The organism is bacterium (assembly GCA_028821235.1).
Taxonomy (GTDB): domain Bacteria; phylum Actinomycetota; class Acidimicrobiia; order Spongiisociales; family Spongiisociaceae; genus Spongiisocius.
This window is the reverse complement of sequence record JAPPGV010000099.1, coordinates 1-17453: the sequence shown is the minus strand read 5'-3', so window position 1 is coordinate 17453 and position 17453 is coordinate 1. Positions and strand designations below refer to the sequence as shown.

At 67.0% G+C, this 17453-nt stretch carries 17 protein-coding genes; 3 read left to right on the top strand and 14 right to left on the bottom strand.

The annotated features are described in order from the left end of the window. Window positions 1–50 precede the first annotated feature (50 nt). Window positions 51–479 (bottom strand): dUTP diphosphatase, encoded by a 429-nt coding sequence (gene dut / locus OXK16_11165; protein ID MDE0376507.1) that lies wholly within the window; start codon window positions 477–479, stop codon window positions 51–53. 433 nt (window positions 480–912) lie between these two features. On the opposite strand from dut, the gene OXK16_11160 reads away from it, so the two are divergent. Then, the gene (locus OXK16_11160; GenBank protein ID MDE0376506.1) at window positions 913–2088 is read left to right on the top strand and encodes a hypothetical protein; all 1176 of its coding nucleotides are present in this window, start codon (window positions 913–915) and stop codon (window positions 2086–2088) included. A gap of 111 nt (window positions 2089–2199) precedes the next feature. Here OXK16_11160 and OXK16_11155 read toward each other — a convergent pair whose 3' ends face one another. From OXK16_11155 to OXK16_11120, 8 genes are all read right to left on the bottom strand, one after another. Further along, window positions 2200–3213 (bottom strand): nucleoside hydrolase, encoded by a 1014-nt coding sequence (locus OXK16_11155; GenBank protein ID MDE0376505.1) that lies wholly within the window; start codon window positions 3211–3213, stop codon window positions 2200–2202. Further along, window positions 3210–4469, bottom strand: a complete 1260-nt coding sequence (locus OXK16_11150) for an MFS transporter (protein ID MDE0376504.1) — start codon at window positions 4467–4469, stop codon at window positions 3210–3212. Before OXK16_11150 ends, OXK16_11155 begins: the two co-directional genes overlap by 4 nt. Then, window positions 4409–5407 carry a hypothetical protein gene (locus tag OXK16_11145; protein MDE0376503.1) on the bottom strand — a complete coding sequence of 333 codons (999 nt, stop codon included), beginning with the start codon at window positions 5405–5407 and terminating at the stop codon, window positions 4409–4411. The genes OXK16_11150 and OXK16_11145 overlap by 61 nt, the downstream gene beginning before the upstream one ends. Window positions 5408–5598: 191 nt before the next feature. Continuing rightward, a complete protein-coding gene (locus OXK16_11140; protein MDE0376502.1) occupies window positions 5599–6831 on the bottom strand; it encodes an ABC transporter permease in 1233 nt (410 codons plus the stop codon). After that, on the bottom strand, window positions 6828–7925 hold the full coding sequence (locus OXK16_11135; GenBank protein ID MDE0376501.1) for an ABC transporter permease: 1098 nt from the start codon (window positions 7923–7925) through the stop codon (window positions 6828–6830). Before OXK16_11135 ends, OXK16_11140 begins: the two co-directional genes overlap by 4 nt. Beyond that, a complete protein-coding gene (locus tag OXK16_11130; GenBank protein MDE0376500.1) occupies window positions 7925–9442 on the bottom strand; it encodes an ABC transporter ATP-binding protein in 1518 nt (505 codons plus the stop codon). Before OXK16_11130 ends, OXK16_11135 begins: the two co-directional genes overlap by 1 nt. Window positions 9443–9448: 6 nt before the next feature. Continuing rightward, complete coding sequence (locus tag OXK16_11125) at window positions 9449–10531, bottom strand: BMP family ABC transporter substrate-binding protein (GenBank protein ID MDE0376499.1); 1083 nt, start codon at window positions 10529–10531, stop codon at window positions 9449–9451. 97 nt (window positions 10532–10628) lie between these two features. Continuing rightward, entirely contained in the window at window positions 10629–11669 is a 1041-nt protein-coding gene (locus OXK16_11120; protein ID MDE0376498.1) for a LacI family DNA-binding transcriptional regulator, read from the bottom strand. Between the two features lie 160 nt (window positions 11670–11829). Here OXK16_11120 and OXK16_11115 point away from each other — a divergent pair, with 160 nt between their 5' ends. After that, complete coding sequence (locus OXK16_11115; GenBank protein MDE0376497.1) at window positions 11830–12777, top strand: ribokinase; 948 nt, start codon at window positions 11830–11832, stop codon at window positions 12775–12777. 76 nt (window positions 12778–12853) lie between these two features. Here OXK16_11115 and OXK16_11110 read toward each other — a convergent pair whose 3' ends face one another. Next, window positions 12854–13174, bottom strand: a complete 321-nt coding sequence (locus OXK16_11110; GenBank protein ID MDE0376496.1) for a LysM peptidoglycan-binding domain-containing protein — start codon at window positions 13172–13174, stop codon at window positions 12854–12856. A gap of 236 nt (window positions 13175–13410) precedes the next feature. On the opposite strand from OXK16_11110, the gene lexA reads away from it, so the two are divergent. Further along, window positions 13411–14112: a transcriptional repressor LexA gene (gene lexA, locus OXK16_11105; GenBank protein MDE0376495.1), complete on the top strand. Its 702-nt coding sequence runs from the start codon at window positions 13411–13413 to the stop codon at window positions 14110–14112. On the opposite strand, the gene dapF is transcribed toward lexA, so the two are convergent. From dapF to OXK16_11085, 4 genes are all read right to left on the bottom strand, one after another. After that, complete coding sequence (dapF, locus tag OXK16_11100; protein MDE0376494.1) at window positions 14099–14866, bottom strand: diaminopimelate epimerase; 768 nt, start codon at window positions 14864–14866, stop codon at window positions 14099–14101. The two genes, lexA and dapF, sit on opposite strands and share 14 nt — an antisense overlap. Further along, entirely contained in the window at window positions 14854–15795 is a 942-nt protein-coding gene (gene miaA / locus OXK16_11095) for a tRNA (adenosine(37)-N6)-dimethylallyltransferase MiaA (GenBank protein ID MDE0376493.1), read from the bottom strand. Before miaA ends, dapF begins: the two co-directional genes overlap by 13 nt. A 16-nt stretch (window positions 15796–15811) precedes the next feature. Further along, window positions 15812–17200, bottom strand: coding sequence for a tRNA (N6-isopentenyl adenosine(37)-C2)-methylthiotransferase MiaB (miaB, locus tag OXK16_11090; protein MDE0376492.1), 1389 nt, complete (start codon window positions 17198–17200; stop codon window positions 15812–15814). 12 nt (window positions 17201–17212) lie between these two features. Beyond that, on the bottom strand, window positions 17213–17453 hold a 241-nt coding region (locus OXK16_11085), incomplete at its 5' end, for a ribonuclease Y (protein MDE0376491.1).

The following is a 17453-nucleotide window of genomic DNA, read 5'->3' as shown; positions in this document are numbered from 1 at the left end:
ACGGGACGCCGATGGCCGCCAGAGCACCCGGTTGTTTCGCAGACAGACCACTAGCGCCCTGACGAGCCGAACCCGTCCGCTCCCCGCTCGGTCTCATCCAATCGATCAACGATTCGTGGCACCGGGAGCACGATCGGCACGATCACCAACTGGGCGATCCGGTCACCGCGGGCGATGCTGCATCGCTCCCGACCGTGATTGATCAGCACCACACGGATCTCCCCGCGATAGCCGGCATCGATGAGGCCAGGGGCATTGGCGAGACCAACCCCGTACCTGCGGGCCAGCCCGCTCCGGGGAAGCACCAACCCGGCGTGTCCGTCCGGTATCGCCACGGCCACTCCGGTGTCGACCGTGGCGTACTCTCCCGGTTCCAGCCGAACGGGGAAGCGAGCGTACAGATCAAGCCCTGCATCGGACGGATGGGCGCGGTTGGGCGAGGGTAGTTCCGAATCGAGCTTGAGAACGTTAAGATGCACGCCTCACCAATCCCCAGACAAGATGCAATCGGGGCTCTTGAAGCCGGGCGGAGTACGGCACTAGGAGCACACCGCCCCCATGGTTACCTTAAGACCCGAGCATCCGATCATTTCCACCCGGCCTGCGGCCAAGACCGGTGCTTTCACCGGTGCCCGTTCGGCCTCCGACTCTCGTGCTAATCGCGGCAAGCACCTGGCCGGCCGCAGCTGGAGTCCTTACCAGCCCTCCCATATGGATGTAGAGCGTAGCGGTCTGGTCCGGTTCCTTCCCTCATGGACACATCGCTCTGTGTGGGCCGTTCCCATGGCTGGCCCCCACGCGGCCCAGGAGGGTCCGGACGATTTCCGGGCCTTGGAACCAACGGGCCGGTCGAGCACCCGGCCAGCACGGGAAGCCCGAGTCGAACCCGGCGCCTCGGCCCGGCGGAGACAGGTGACAGCCGGACGGGCGCGATCCCTGGTAGCCCGACGTCCGCCCGCCGTGGCCTCCCCCGCCGTTTCGGAGATCCCCGAGACGCATCTCCTCCCGGCCGCCCCTTCCTCGGAAGGCTCGCCGCTCGCATCCCTGCTCGGATTCGGTGAGGTCGAGACCTCCTTCGACAACCGGCAAACGGAGCGGACGGAGTCCTTCGAGCCGACTGCGCCCGATGACGAGTACTGGAACCAGCTCCCCTCCCTCAGTTCCGTCACCGCGGAGATGAGCGGTCCCCACAACATGGGCGATGCCGTGAAGGCCATGTGGGACGCGACATCCGAATGGGACATGGAGAACAAGCTGCTATCGGATGATCTGCCCGGGGTGGGCAGCAAGGACCGTCGCGGCCTCTGGCGGATGCTGGTCATCGGAGCCGGGCTGGCCATCATGGTCACGCTCATCGGCGCCTCGTACAGGACGCTGACCGACATGCCGGTTCAGGCCGCCGCCGCCCGTGAGACCCAGTACACGCGATCGGCCCAGGAGCTGTTCGACACGCTCGGACCGGTCGCCAACTCGATATACGCCGACGGCCTGTCGAGCGACGCCGGCCTGTCGACCCTGACCAGCCACCTCAGCGATCTCGACATCGCCGCCCGACGCTCGGCTTCGCTGGCCGCGGAACCATTGCCCAGCACGCCGATTCTCGGCAGGACAGCGGACATCAACGCGCTGGCGGGGCCGCGAGACCTGCTGGCTTCGGGCTCGGCGCAAGCCCTCAGCATCGGTAAGCAGATCGGCGATGCCATGGCCTACTCGCTGACGATGTCCCTCGCCTTCAACCTCCCCGAGCTACCGGAACAGGCGCCGCCCGGCCAGGTCGACGAGATCGCTCTCCAACTCAGCACGTCGATCGCCGAGACCAGCCTCTTGCTCGCCAGGCTTCCGGACGATCCCGTCTTCGAAGGCTTCCGCCAGAGGGCCTCGGAGACGGTTGCCTCGGTCGAGCAGATCCAGGCCGAATACATATCGGCCCTGAGGACCGGCGACGCCACCCGAGCCGCCGATGTCAGCAACCGGCTGGGCGGAGCGATCTCGGGCCTCCGCGAAGAACTCCACGCCCCCATCGGAGAGGTCAAGACCTGGGCCGTGAGCCGGCTCGATGAGGTGGCGGCCATCGTCATGCAACTGTAGGAGGGTGGCCTGATCGGGGCCACTGCTCACAAATGGCGTTCCCGCTAGCCGCATGGCCGGCAGAGGAGCGCGGACGGGAGACCTGTCCGGCTCCCATCCCGGGCCGATGTGTCAGGACCCGCTGCCGTGCCGGCTCACCAAGCCTGCGATCCTGGTGACGAGGCGTTCCAGGAACAGGTCTGCTCGGCCGTCCAGGGCGACCGCCGCGTTCGGCTCGCGGCCCCATGCCCTCCTGAAGTCCGCGACCGTCTCGCCCGTCGTCAACTCTCCGCTCGTCTCCACCTCGACGGTGGTGTCCACGGTGTTCACGAGGGAGGGATCCAGGGCGGCCGCCACGGCGAAGGGATCGTGCACGAAGGCCCCGTAGAACCCGTCGTAGCGGTCATGGAACTCCATGTAGAACCTGAGGGCATCAGCGATGAAGGACATGAGCGGATTGGCCTCGGAGACCAGCGGCCGCAGCGAGTCCATCTCAGTACCCGCGAGTTCGGCCATCCGAGCCAAATGATGCGGCAGGAGGCGTGCTTGCTCGGTGACGTCGAGCGGCATCACGAGCGGCAGGCTAGGAGTACCCCTCCCGGCGGCGGCGAACACCTCCTTGGCCGCTTCCGGGTCGACGTGCATGTTCCATTCGGTACGAGGAGCGGTGTTCCCCGCGACCGTGAAGCAACCCCCCATGATCACCAACCGCCGGAGCAGGGATAGCAGACGAGGTTCGCGGCGCAGCGCAGCCGCCACATTCGTCAGCGGTCCGAGCGCCACGAGAGTGATCTCCCCCGGTTCCGCACGGGCGCTGTCGACTATCAGGTCGATCCCGGACCTTCCACTGATCCGATCCGGCGCCGCCGCGAGCGTCGCGTACCCGGTCCCGGTGGGTCCGTGGGTCTCCGGGGTCATGACTAGCGGGCGCTTGATCGGCCCGGCGCGTCCGGGCGCCACCTCGACCTCGGGATGTCCTGCCAGGTCCAGGACAGCCGCCGTGTTGGCTATGACCTCGTCGAGGGAGACGTTGCCGGCCGCGCAGCTGGCACCCACCAGGCGAGCTTCGGTGGAGGCGGCCGCGTAGAGAAGGGCGAGCGCGTCGTCGATGCCGGTGTCCACATCCAGCAGGATCGGAATCGTCATCGGTGCCCCTTTCGGCCGCCGGTCAAGATCATGGCGAACGTGATAGCGGCGGGAAGAGCACCGAAGGCGGTGACCGAGAGCCTGGCCGCGTCAGCGCCGATCGCGTCGACCAGCAGGCCGGTGATCGCCGATCCGGCGGCGATGCCGATACCCGCCGCGGCGGCGATCCACGAGAGTGCCTCGGTTCTTCGCTCAGGAGGGATGGTGGCGACAGCCGACGAGTTGGCCTGGATCAAGGTCGGTGATGTTCCCAAGCCTGCGATCATCGCCGTGACGGTGAACCACACGATGCCGTCGCCGAAGCCGTAAGGGAGCAGTACCAGCAGAAGCCAGAAAGTCGCCCTCCGTTGCTGGGACACCAGGTCTCCGGGGCCGATGCGGCCTACCACCAGCGCCGCCACGAGGCTGGCCCCGGCATTGAGGGGGAAGATCACCGCCGACCATGCGGGGTGTCCGAGCTCGGCGGTGTAGGCGACGATCGTGATGGCGACCCCGCCGAGGACCATCCCGAGACCGCCCACGGAACCGAGTACGGCGAGATGGGTCGCCTTCATCCATGTCGCGGCGCGGCGCCGAATCACCCGGCCGGAACGCGGTTCTCCGGGTAGCGATGTCACCCCGAGCGTCCCTGCGACCGCCAGCACCGTAGCGGCCACCAAGGAGGCCGAGGCCGTGAACCATGCGGCCATGGCCGATACCGCCGTGGGACCGACGATGAAGTTGATCTCGTCGTTTACCGACTCCAACGCCTGCCACCGCGGCATGTCCCGTGCCTCGGTCATTTGGGTCCAGCGGACCCGGGTGAGTGCGCCTATGTTGGGCGCCGTCAAGCCCGCCGCGACGGATAGCAAGACGATTACCCCTGGTGTCGCCGCCACCCTGATCGCCATCAACAAGCCCACCGCGCAACCGACGAAGGCGACCAGCAGGGACCGCGCCGCGAGACGTTGGCCGTAGCGGTCCACGAGCCGGCCACCAATGGGCTTCGCCACCGCGCCCGCCAGGCTGAAGCCCGCCGAGGCCGAGCCCGCTACCCCGTAGGATCCGGTGATCGCCTCCACTGCGAATACCAGGCCGACCGGGAACATGGAGTTGGGAAACCGACCGGCCAATCCGAACCACAGCAGGGGTCGCGCCCCCGGTATGCGCATGAGCGCGCGATAGCCGCCGGGGCCGGTTCGGCGGAGCAGCCAGGTCAGTACATCACCGTCCTGGTGAGGTGGTGCGGCCGGAACGTCGCGTGGTACTTCGACCACAGCCGGAAGTCGACCTGGGGAATCACTACCTGCAGGTCAGGAGGTCTCAGAGCGTTGATAGCGTCCGTCAGCAGGGCAGTGGCGTACAGGGTATGGGCCCGGATCTCGATTTCCTCATCGCTGTCACGTTCGATCATGTCGCCGTCAGAGATACGGGTTGACAACTCCGGGGTGTACTCGAAGATCCCCATCACCTCCAAGGCCACCGGAACGATGTAGTCGGCGAAGGCGGTCATCATCGGCAGATCCTTGAGGCTCCACTCGCCGGAGGTGTGGAGAGCCATGTGAAGGGTCCATAGACCCAGCTGGGCGAGCTTGTGGATGTGCACGTCCGCGCCGTGATAGGTGCTCGTGTCATCGAACCGGGGAAACTCGGCTATGAGCCGTTCCATGAGCCCGTCACCGTCCGCATACATCGCCGGCGCGCAGGTGCGGACGAAACGGTGGAACCGGCCCTCGTACCGATCCACCAGTACCGCGCCTGCCTCGTTGAGGATCTCGGCGCGCTCGTCGAGCATCGGCATCTCGACATTGCCGCGGAAGATGTCGTCGAGGTCGGAGCGTGTAACCGAAGCCAGATACTCGCCGTCGAGCAGCGGGACCCCGTTCGAGAGGGCCTGATGGAGACAGGCGAACATTCCCAAGCTGTCCGACCAGGTCTGGCCCTTGTAATCCGCCTCGAACTTGCGTCCGGTGTCGAAGTCGGTGAAGGCAAAGTTCAGGATGCCCACGAGCATGGTGACATCGATGATGTCGTCCGGATTCGAGCCCACGTCGAACTCGCCCGCCGCCCCACCGCGAGGGAAGGCGAACTCCTCGTAGGCCATCCAGCCGGCCACCCGTTCCACCGCGTCCCGTGAGGTCCGGACATGTCGGGAGCGTTCAACGACGCCCAGCACCGATCGCAGAACCGGGCCATCCCAATATGTAGCGTTCACCATTTGCTCCTCTCAGCCGGATCAGTGGTCTGTCTGCGGAACGGCGGTGTGGTATGGCGTCGGCAGCGGTGTTCCTCGCAAGGCCCGCTGACGAAGGCGTGCCCGCAGCGGCACGTCAAGGAAGCGGAACGCAGTGACGGGACGCCGATGACCGCCAGACCACGCCAAGTCGTTTCGCAGACAGACCACTGCTAGTTGGCCTCGCTGCGCCGGTAGGGAACACCGATTCCCTGCGGCGGGCGGATCCTCTGGTGCGCCAGGGACAGCACGAGCAAAGTGGTCAGGTGCGGGGCGAAGCCGACGAACTCCGACGGAACGACCCCGAAACCGAGGAACCACCAGCCCAGACCCACCGCGGCGATCGCATACGCGAAGGTTGCGCCTCGATTGCGGGCGCGAACGGCGCGGACCGTCAGGAAGGCGAACACGACCGCCCCGACGATCAGCAGGGCCGTCATCGTGGTCTCCTGGCGGGTCCGGAGCGCGTCGGTGAACCCGAAGAGAAGTGCTCCGATGGTGAGGCGACCCGGCATCCAGTTCCCGAAGATCACCGTGGCCAGACCGATGAACCCGCGTCCTGCCACCTGTCCTTCGCGGTAGATCGAGGAGGCCACCGTTACCAGGAAGGCCCCGCCGAGGCCTGCCAGGGCGCCCGACACCGTGAGCGCCGCGTAGCGCATCCGGTTCGGGTTCACTCCGAGAGAATCCGCTGCCGCCGGGTTCTCGCCACAGGCCCGCAGCCGGAGCCCGAAGCTGGTCCGGAAGAGGACCCACCACGACAGGAACACCAGTGCGGCCGCCAGGATGGTCAGGAGCGACACGCCGGTGGTCACGCCGATCACTATCTCGGCGATGTCCGAGATCACCGGGGTCTCCAGCGTCGCGATCGGATCCAGCACTTCGGCGAGACCGGGGACCGACACGTTTGCGATCTGGCCTACGTGCGGCGACTGGCTGATCCCTCCTCCCACCTGGCCTTCGAAGAAGATCGACGACAGGAACCGGCCCAAGCCCAGGGCGGCGACGTTGATGGCAATGCCCGAAACGGCTTGGTCCACGCCGAACGAGACCGTCATCAGGGCGTGGAAAGCACCGAACACCGCTCCACCCGCCACCGCAGCCAGCACCCCCACCCAGGGACTCCACTGGAAACCCGCCCACGCGCCCATCCAGGTACCGATGATCATCATGCCCTCGAGCCCGATGTTGATGACGCCGCAGCGCTCCGCCCACAACCCGCCGAGCCCGGCCAGCACGATCGGAACCGCGAACCGGAGCGAGGCGCTCACGGCGCCGCGGGACAGGAGGTCCGGGGTGTTCGCGATGTCCGCTACCGCCGACAGCAGCAGGAGGGCCAGCAGCACCCGCATCCACCATCGCCGCCAGACCGAGCGCGAAGTCCTTGGCTCGCTGACGGTGTTCACGCCGTTGCTCCGCTCTCGATGCCTACGTGTTCGCTCCGACCTACCAGCTTCTGTTGCCGGCGCACGTTGACGCGCCGGACGACCTCATAGGCCACCACCACGCTCAACACGATCGTGGCCTGCATGATGGTCACTATCTCGCGTGACACGCCGAGCAGGTCGAGAATCTGGGAGGATCGTTCCAGCCATGCCCAGAGGAGGGCGCCGAACGCAACCCCTAAGGGATGGTTACGGCCGAGAATCGCGATGGCGAGGCCGGTGAATCCGAAGCCTGCCGGGAAGTCGAGGCCGTACTGGTGAGACGACCCCAGGAGTTGGGGTATCCCCACCAGACCGGCCATCGCTCCGGACATGACCATCGTCACGAAGATCATGCGCTTGGAGTTGACGCCGCTGACCGCGGCAGCCCGGAGCGAGAGGCCGCTGGCGCGCAGTTCGAAGCCGAAGCGGGTCCGGTTGAGGAGGATCCAGAAGCCGATACCGAGAGCCGCCGCGACGAGCGTAAAGCCGAACACCTCCTTGCCCGCGACCTCGAAACCGGGGAACCATCCGGAGGACGGAATCGGTGTGGTCCGGATGTTGTTGCTGCCGGCCGCCCGCTCGGCCAGCCTCCCCGGAGCGAGGAGGTAGGCGATGATCCCGGTGGCCACGGCATTGAGCATGATGGTGCTGATGACCTCCGAGACCCCGCGCGTCACCTTGATGTAACCGGCGAGGGCCGCCCATCCGGCCCCGACCGCCATGGCGACCACGATGATGAGCGTGACGTGGAGTACCGGCGGGAGCGACACCGACGCGCCGACCACCGCGGCGAAGAACACCGCAAGCCGGTACTGCCCGTCGATGCCGATGTTGAAGAGCAGCATTCGAAACCCGATCGCACCGGCGATTCCCGCCAGGTAGAACGTGGTGGCCTTGTTGACCACGGCCACCAGGCTGGCAGGGGTGGTGCCGAAGGCCACGACTTCGCCGAGAACGCTTCCTGCGTCTGCGCCCGTGAAGTGGAGGATGGCGGCGGCCAGCAGTGCCGCGAAGAAGATGGCGACCACCGGCGCGATCAGCTGGAGCAGGACACGCTCGATACGGGTCTCCATCACGCGGCATCGGCTCCCGTCATGGCCGCACCCAGGTCCTCCGGACCGATAGCCGCGGGATCGAACTCGCCCACGAACCGGCCCCGCAGGATCACAAGGATCCGATCCGAGATCCCGATCAGTTCCTCCAGGTCCGCGGACACGAGAAGGACGGCTACTCCCGCCCGCCTCACCGCCGACAACCGCGTCCAGATCGCAGCCTGGGCGCCCACGTCCACGCCGCGGGTCGGATGCGCCGCGATGAGGACACGAGGCTCGCCGGCCATTTCACGGCCGACTATCAGCTTCTGCTGGTTTCCGCCCGACAGCGCCGAGGCCAGCACCTCGATGCTGGGAGTGCGCACGTCCGAGTCGGCCACGATCCGCTCCGTGTCCGCCCGGGCCGCCTTGCGATCGATCCACACCCCCCGGTTGATCGGAGGATGCATCTGATGGCCGAGGATGCGGTTCTCCCACAGGGTTGCATCTAGCAGCAGGGCCTCGCGGTGGCGATCCTGGGGGATGTAGGAGAGCCCCAGCCGGCGCCGGATGCTGGTGGCCGCCTCCGTGACGTCCTCCGTGCCCAACAGCACGCGGCCCCCCACGGGACTGGTCAGCCCGAGAATGGTCTCGATGAGCTCGGACTGGCCGTTACCTTCCACACCGGCGATGCCGACGATCTCTCCGGACCGGACGGTGAGGTCGATGTCCGACAGGCTGGTCTCGTGACCCCTACCGCGGGTGGACACCGACTCGAGCCTGAGCCCGACCTCGGACCGCACCTCGACGGTTCTCGGCTCGGGCGTCGGGAGCTCGCTGCCGACCATGAGCTGTGCCAGCTCCCTGGACGTGATCTCCGCGGGTCGGGTATGGGCCACAGTCCTCGCGTTCCGCATCACCGTGATCTCATCGGCAACCGTCAGCACCTCATCGAGCTTGTGGGAGATGAAGATCACGGTCAGGCCTTCGCCGGTCAGCCTCCGCAGGTTCTTGAGCAACTCGTCCACTTCTTGGGGAACCAGCACCGACGTGGGCTCATCCAGGATCAACACCCGCGCGCCGCGGTAGAGGACCTTGATGATCTCGACCCTTTGCCGGTTCCCGACCGATAGATCGGCCACCAGAGCGTCCGGCTCGATGGGGATCCGGTAGTGATCCCCCAACTCCACAATCCGGGTCCGGGCCGCTTCGAAGTCGATCCGGCCGGCGCGCCCGGTGGGCTCGTCACCGAGGATCACGTTCTCGAGAACGGTCAGGTTGTCTGCCAGCTTGAAGTGCTGGTGCACCATTCCGATCCCCGCCGCGATGGCATCGGCCGGCGACGACATCGGGACGGGTGTGCCCTCGACGAGGATCTCTCCTTCGTCGGGCACAACCATCCCGTACAGAATGTTCATCAGGGTCGATTTGCCCGCCCCGTTCTCGCCGATCACCGCGTGAGCGGTACCGGACTCGACACGAAGGTTCACGTCCCGGTTGGCTACCACCCCCGGGTATCTCTTGGTGATCCCTCGCAGCTCGATGGCCGGGGCGGGCATCGACTCCTAGCCCGTCGTGGCGGGAACCGCTATCTCGCCGGAGATGATCTGCTCCGCGTAGGCGTCGACCTCGCCGACGATGTGGTCGATCAGACCACCCGAGGTCGAGTACCCGACACCGCCCGCCTCGAGATCGAACAGGTTCACCCCTGCTTGGGCGGACCCGTCAACGACCTGGGTGGTGAAGGCATGGGTGGCCACGTTCACGTTCTTGAGCATCGAGGTCATGATGACATCACGTACCTCGGGGGCAGCCGTGTGGTACTGGTCGGCATCCACTCCGATGGCCAGGTATCCGCCTTCGGTCGCGGCTTCGAAGAGTCCGCCGCCGGATCCCCCGGCCGCCGCGTACACGATGTCTGCGCCTGCGTCGAACATCCCCTTCGCGGCTTCCTTGCCCTTGGCCGGATCGTTGAATCCCGAGAAGTCAGGAGGCTGGCTCAGGTAGGTGGACGTGATCTCGATGTCGGGGTTGACGGCCTTCGCCCCGGCGATGTAACCGGCTTCGAACTTCACGATGAGCGGGACGTTCACGCCACCGATGAATCCCACGTGGCCGGTCTCGCTCTCGAGCGCAGCCACCACCCCGACGAGGAAGGAACCTTCCTCCTCGGCGAACACCAGGCCCGCCACGTTGGGGGCTTCGACCGTGCCGTCGTCGACGATGCCGAACCACACGTCGGGGTACTCGGCGGCTACTTCCGCAACCGGTCCCGCGTAGGTGAACCCCACGGCGATGATCGGATTGTGGCCCGAATCCGCCAGCAGCCGGAGCCGATCGGACCGATCCTGGTCGGTGTCCTCCGCCTTGGCGGTCACCTCGGTGAGCTCGAGTCCGAGCTCGGCGGCAGCCTGCTCGGCGCCGTTGTAGGCGAGATCGTTGAATCCGCCGTCACCCCTACCTGCCAGGTCGTACGCAACGGCGACCTTGAAGTCGGGTTCCGGCGCGGCCGTGGTTGTCGGAGCGGCCGTCGTGGTCGGGGCGGCGGTCGTCGTGGTGGGGTCTGCCGACTCCCCGCCACACGCCGTGACCGCGGCCAGTGCGAGTGCCGCTGACAGTACTAGAAGAGTGGTGCGTCGTCTTCGCATTCTCTGTCCTCCTTTTCTCGTTTGTTGTGTTGGTTAGCCACCGGCCCGATCCGCACCCCCGAGGGGGTCGGATGGGTTGCCGGCGCTGGACAGGCCTTCAAAACCTCGCCGCCCTGGGACGGGCGCCCACCGGTGCGCTCCTCGGAGGCCCGCAGGACGCTCTCTCGATGAGGCGGACGTCGAGCACCACCCGCCTGGACTCGCGTGAGGAGTCGTTCCTCATCCTGGACAGGAGCATCCGCATAGCCAGGGCGCCCTGCTCCTCCATCGGGCGGTCGATGACGGTCAAGGGCGGATCGAGGATCTCGGAGAACGGATGGTCATCGAACCCGACCACCGAAAGGTCGTCAGGGATGCGAACACCGATGTCCTTGATGGCTCTCAAAGCGCCGATGGTCATCGTGTTGTTGGCCACGAAGACCGCGGTCGGTGGGTCGGGAAGGGCAAGCAACCGCAGCATCGACTGGTAGCCGCCGTGCTCCTTGAAGCCCCCCGACTGGACGAATCCGGGTGGAAGCTCGATCGAGTGCGCGGCCAGGGCGGCGCGGTATCCCTCGAGGCGGAACCGTCCGGGCGTGGAGTCCACGGTCCCGGCGATGGTCGCTATCTGCTCGTGCCCGTTCGACAGGAGATGCTCGACGGCGGACCGAGCCCCACTGTGATTGTCGATCAGCACGGTGTCGAAGCGACCGGTGGACGGCGCCTCGCGATCGATCAGGACGGTCGGAACTCCGGCATCAGCCAGGCGTTGCGGGCTTGGGTTGTCCTCGCTGGCGGGTGCCAGCAGCATCCCGTCCACCCTGGTCAGCAGGTCCTCGACTACTTCGGCTTCGCGGGTGTCGCTCTCGTCGGTGTTGGCCAGGAAGATGGTGTGTCCTCCCTGGGAGGTAATGCTCTCCGCGCCGCGGACCACCGCCGCGAAGAAGGGGTTGGTGATGTCGGGGACAACCAGGGCGACGGCGCCGGTCTTTCCCGACTTGAGCGACTGCGCAGCCGGGCTGGGCCGGTAGCGGAGTCGGGCAACGGCACGGCTGATGCGTTCCGCCGCCCGCACTCGGTCGCCTCGCAGGTGGCGTGACACGGTCGACACGGAGACGCCCGCCTCCTGGGCTACATCGGCGATGGTCGGGGCTTTCAAGCCTTCCGGCTCCTCTTCATCTCAGACGTCCGGGATGCGGTGCATCTGCGTCGCCTTGTCTGAAAACGGTTTCAGAAATTGTATAGCAAGTAAGATAAGATCGTCAACCGCGATCCGATTCGTTCCGCGGTTGAGGGCAGCCAGACAGCGAGGAGACCTGATGGCCACGAGTTCCAGCCCACCAAAGGTGGTCGTGGTCGGCTCGACGATGATCGACCTGACCGCCTACGCATCGCGGATCCCCAGGTCGGGAGAGACCCTGGTCGGGGAGCGTTTCCAGATGGGCTTCGGAGGCAAGGGGGCCAACCAGGCCGTCATGGCCCGGCTTCTCGACGCCGACGTGGTGATGGTCAACTGTCTGGGCGACGATGCCTACGGGGACATGACGCTGGACAACTTCGCGACCTTCGGGATAGACATCACCCATGTGTACCGGGTCCCGGGGGCCAGCGGTGTGGCCCCGATCTGGGTCGAGCCGGATGGGAGCAACCGGATCATCATCATCCCCGGCGCCAACCACGAACTGACGGCCGATCAGGCGGCTCGATCGGTCCGGGAGACACCGGACGCCGCGGTGGTGGTGGGCCAGCTCGAGATCCCCCAGGAGGTCACCGCGGCCGCCTTCGCCGCTGCGAGGGAGGCAGGGGCGATCACCATCCTGAATCCGGCGCCGGCCGCCCCTCTGTCGGACGACATCCTGGAGTTGAGTGACTGGCTGATTCCGAACGAGGTGGAGTTCGAGATGCTGGCGGGAGTGTCTACGGACTCGGACGACGCGCTCACCGGATTCGCGAGGGAAACCGGAAGTCGCCTGCTGGTCACGCTCGGCGACGAGGGGGCGGCCCTGGTGTCACCCGGACTCGACCGGGTCACTCGCCTCCGCCCGCCCCGCGTGGACCCCGTCGACACGACCGGCGCCGGCGACGCCTTCGTGGGAGCCTTCGTGGTGGGGATCGCCTCGGGTCTGGACGAGCGCGATGCGGTCCGGCTCGGCAACGCCTGCGCGGCCGACAGCGTCACCGGCCCGGGAACCCAGTCTTCGTTCCCCCGCCCGGAACAGAACGAGCGGTTCCTGGCCGAGATCCAAGGCTCTCCCGCCGAGGCTTGATCGGGCTTACCCGGCTATAGCGGCCGGCGCATAGCAACCGTCTGCCGGCTTGGTTTCGTGTCTCCCCCCGGAGTAGTCAGGAGCCTGCGCTCCCTGCCCAGCCGGGAATCTCACCCACCGGAATCGCGATGGTCGTGCCCACCCGAACCGTCCCGGACGGCATCCTGTTCGCCGAACGGATGAGTGACACCGTCCGGCGCACATCTTCCCCGGGAGCAGTGTGGGCGCTCGCAATCGACCAGAGCGTCTCGCCCGCCTTCACCACATGGGACACCGCCGGAACTGGCTCGGACCCTGCGTCGGCCTGCGGACCCAAGAGCATCACCGCCAAGCCCACCACGATGACCGGCACCAGCACCATCCGCAGCATGGCACGCCGATGGGCGGGAGCCGTCATGGACCCGGCGGTAATACCGCGCCCACCCGGTACCGGGTAGTAGGGTTGGCTCGGTTCCAAACATATGTTCGCTTTCATGAGGTCACTCTAGCGAACGTATGTTCGGGCCGTCAAGTACCCGCCGCGGCTTCCTCCGGCCGGACGCCCTGACAGGCGTACCCGAACATGAGTTCGGTATCCGGGAGAAATCTGCGGTAGAGTACTGCCTAGACAACGATTGACAAGGAGTATCGACCATGCCGACCAGCGCAGTCCGCACCGGAGGCGAGGGACCGGGCGAGCCGACCGACCTGCCACCTCGGCAGCAACAGATCCTTGAGTTGATCCAAAGGGCAGTGGCCGAGCAGGGGTACCCGCCCTCGGTGCGGGAGATCGGGGAGTATCTGGGGCTCCGCTCGCCCGCCAGTGTCCACCGCCACCTCAAAGGCCTGGAGGATGCGGGCCATATCAGGCGCGACTCCACCAAGCCCCGCGCCATCGTGGTGCTGACCCGGCGCGCGGACGAGCGGGTCCGTCCATCGGCTACGACCCGCGACGTTCCTCTCGTGGGGCGGATCGCCGCCGGCGCGCCGATCCTGGCCGAGGAGAACATCGAGGAGGTCATGCCTCTACCCCAGGCCCTGGTCGGGGCCGGGGGACCGCTCTTCATGCTCGAGGTGCGCGGCGATTCGATGATCGATGCCGGCATTCTCGACGGTGACATGGTCGTGGTACGGAGCCAGCCCCACGCCGAGAACGGTGAGATCGTGGCGTGCTTGACCGAAGGGGAGGAAGCCACCGTCAAGCGTTTGGAGAGGCGGCCTGGGAAGGTCGTCCTTCACCCCGCCAACCCCGACTATCCGCCCATGGTCTACACCTCGGGGGTCGAGGTGCTCGGCAAGGTAGTGGCCGTGCTCCGTAGCCTGGCCACCGGTCCCGCCCGGTTCAGGCCGGGATAGTCCCCGCGAAGACCGATACGGCCGGACCCCTGATCCAAGCCGTGTCGCCGGCTACTTCCACACCGAGGCTGCCACCGGGATAGCAGATCTCGACCGCCGGCCCGGCTCGACCCTGGGCGTGCGCCACTGCCGCTACGGCCACCGCACCCGTGCCGCATGCCCGGGTCTCTCCAGCCCCTCGCTCCCAGACCCGGACCCGGAACACCCCCTGCTCGAGCGGAGCGGCGAACTCGACGTTGACACCCTCGGGGAATGCCGGATGATCCTGCATGAGGCGGCCGATCTCGCCCAGGTCCACGCGGTCGATCGCGGCCGGCGAGTCCATGAACGTGACCGCGTGGGGGTTGCCCACGCTCGCCGAAACGAAGCTGTGCCCGGAGGCGGTCACCGAGCTGCCGATGCGGTAGGTGCCGAGTCCTGCCCGGACGGATCCGTCTGCCATGACCTCCACTTCGCTGGGGCCGGTGGAGGTCTCCACGGTGAACGCGCGGCCTTCCGCCCATCCCCGATCGAACACGTAGCGGGCCACGCACCGGAGCCCGTTGCCACATGACTCGGCGAACGAGCCGTCAGAGTTCCAAAGGCTCATCCGAGCGGCTGCGCCAGAACGACCGGGACCGGAGACCAACAGAACACCGTCAGCCCCGATGCCGCGGCGACGGTCGCACCAGGCCCGTACCTGACCGGGGTCCGGAGTGGACCCTTCGATCACGATGAAGTCGTTGCCCAGCGCCTCCATCTTCAAGAACTCCAAGACGTCATCTCCCCGATCAATCGACTGGCCGTTGCGTGGCGGGCCGCCGGATCCGGATGCCAGTCCAGCCACCTTATTCTCGGGTCCCGCCCGAAGTAGGTGCGTTGCTTCCGGGCAAGAGCCATGGTGGCTCGCACGGTAGCCTTCCGCCCTTCTCTAACCGACCAACTCCCGGCCACGACCGGAAGCATCTGGCGATACCCCACCGCGGAGGAAGCGGTACGGCCCAGCCGGTCGGCCAACCCGGCCACCTCCTCAACCAGCCCATCTCGGAGCATCAGATCGATCCGGTGCTCCACCCGGTCACCCAGCGCGTCGCCCGGGTCCACCCCGATGGCGGCGAACCGCATTTCCGGCCGGTAGTCCTTCACCTGCTCGAACAGAGGATCGGCCGCCCGCTCCGTCGGGGTCCCTCCCCCCAGCCGTACGACCTCGAGGGCTCGGCTCACGCGGCGCGGGTTGGCCAGATCGACATGGTCGCCCGCTCCGGGATCGGCCTCCAGCAGCTCGGCCACCGCGTCGCTTCGGGGCATTCCTCTGACCGCAGCCCTCACCGCCGGGTCCGAAGGCGGGAACCGCAGCGGATCCACCAATGACCGGAAGTAGAGGCCCGAGCCTCCCACGATCACCACCGGCCGTTCCCGGGCCGCGATCGCGGCTATGGCTGCCCGGCCCGTCCTTTGGAACTCCGCCACCGCGTAGTCCTCATCCGGATCGACCAGATCGATCATGTGATGACGGATCTCGGCCTGCTCGGCCGGCGACGGCTTGGCCGTCCCGATGTCCATCCCCCGGTAGACCTGCATCGAGTCCACCGACACGATCTCCCCGCCCGAGCGCCTGGCCAGCTCCATCCCCAGGTCGCTCTTGCCCGATGCGGTAGGTCCCAGAACTGCGATGATCCGCGCCGAGGGACGGGGCGAGCCCACCGACTCGCTCCGAGCCTCAGACGGGAGCGCCGACCAGGTAGTGCGCCCCGGCCCGCTCGATCGTCACATCCATCAGGCTTCCCGGGGCGAACTCCCCCTCGACATGGACTATCTTGTTGCCCCGGCTCCGCGTGGTCGCTACCGAGGGATCGCGCTTGGAGGGTCCTTCCACCAGCACCTCCATGCGCCGGCCGATGTGGCGCAGGTTGCGTTCCGACCCGATGCGGGTCTGCAGCTCCACCAGGCGCCCGAACCGCTCCTTCGCTACGGAGTCGGGGACGAAACGATCGGTCATGGCGGCCGCCCTGGTCCCGGGGCGAGCCGAGAACAGGAACATGTAGGCCTGGTCGAAACGAGCCTCCTCGACCACCTCGAGCGTCTTCCGGAAGTCCTCCTCGGTCTCGCCGGGGAAGCCCACGATCACATCGGTGGACACGGTCAGATCGGGGATGACCTCCCTGGCCATCTCCAGCCGGTTCAGGAACTTCCGGGCCCGGTAGCCCCGATGCATGGCCGCCAGGATCCGGTCGGAGCCCGACTGGAGCGGGAAGTGAAGCTGCTCGCACACCGCCTCGGTGCCCGCCATCGCCTCGGCCACATCGCGGCGGAAGTCGTTGGGATGCGGGCTGGTGAACCGTATCCGCCGGATCCCCTCGACCTCACCCACCCGGGCGAGCAGCTGGGCGAAGATCGGCCGGCGGCGCCCGTCGATGGCCAGGTCCCGCCCGTAGGTATCGACGTTCTGGCCCAGCAGGGTGACCTCGATCACGCCTTCCGACGCCAACTGCTCTATCTCGCGGATGATGTCGCCGGGCCTGCGACTGATCTCCGGCCCCCGGACCGCCGGCACGATGCAGAAGGTGCAGGTGTTGTTGCAACCGATCTGGATGGTCACCCACGCCGAGTATGGCGACTCCCGGCGCACCGGCAGTTCGGAGGGCATGGTGTCCAGGGCATCCACGATCTCGGTGACCGGACCCCACTCCTCCGCCTGGTCCATCAGGTCGACGACCCGATGGAGATTGTGGGTGCCGAGCACCACGTCCACCCACGGGGCGCGTTCCCGGACCAGCTCGCGATCCTTCTGCGCGGCGCAACCGCCGACGATGAGCATCCGGCCGGTCTGGGCTTCCTTCAGCTGCTTCAGCTGACCCAGGTTCCCGTACATCCGGTTGTCGGCGTTCTCGCGGATGGTGCAGGTGTTCACGAACACCACATCGGCCTCGTCCAGGGAGCGCGCCCGCACCATGCCGTCCGCCTCGAACAACCCGGCTACCCGCTCGCTGTCGTGCTCGTTCATCTGGCAGCCGAAGGTACGCAGGAAGTAGCTCCGCCCGGCGCGGGTGGGTCGGCGCCGCTCCACAGAGCGGCGTTCGGGTGGTGCGATCTGGACGAGCTGGCCCATGTTCGAGCCCACCTACCGCGCGTAGTCGGTGACCCGGAGCTCCCGGATCACGGTCACTTCGATCTGGCCGGGGTAGCGGAGGTCGCGCTCGAGCCGGCGCGATATGCGCCGCACCAGGTCGGACGCCTCCAGGTCCGTCACGCTCACCGGATCGACCACCACCCGGACCTCGCGGCCCGCCTGCATGGCGAACACCCTGTCCACCCCGTCGAACTCGCTGATCAGATCCTCCATCTTCTCCAGACGCCTCACG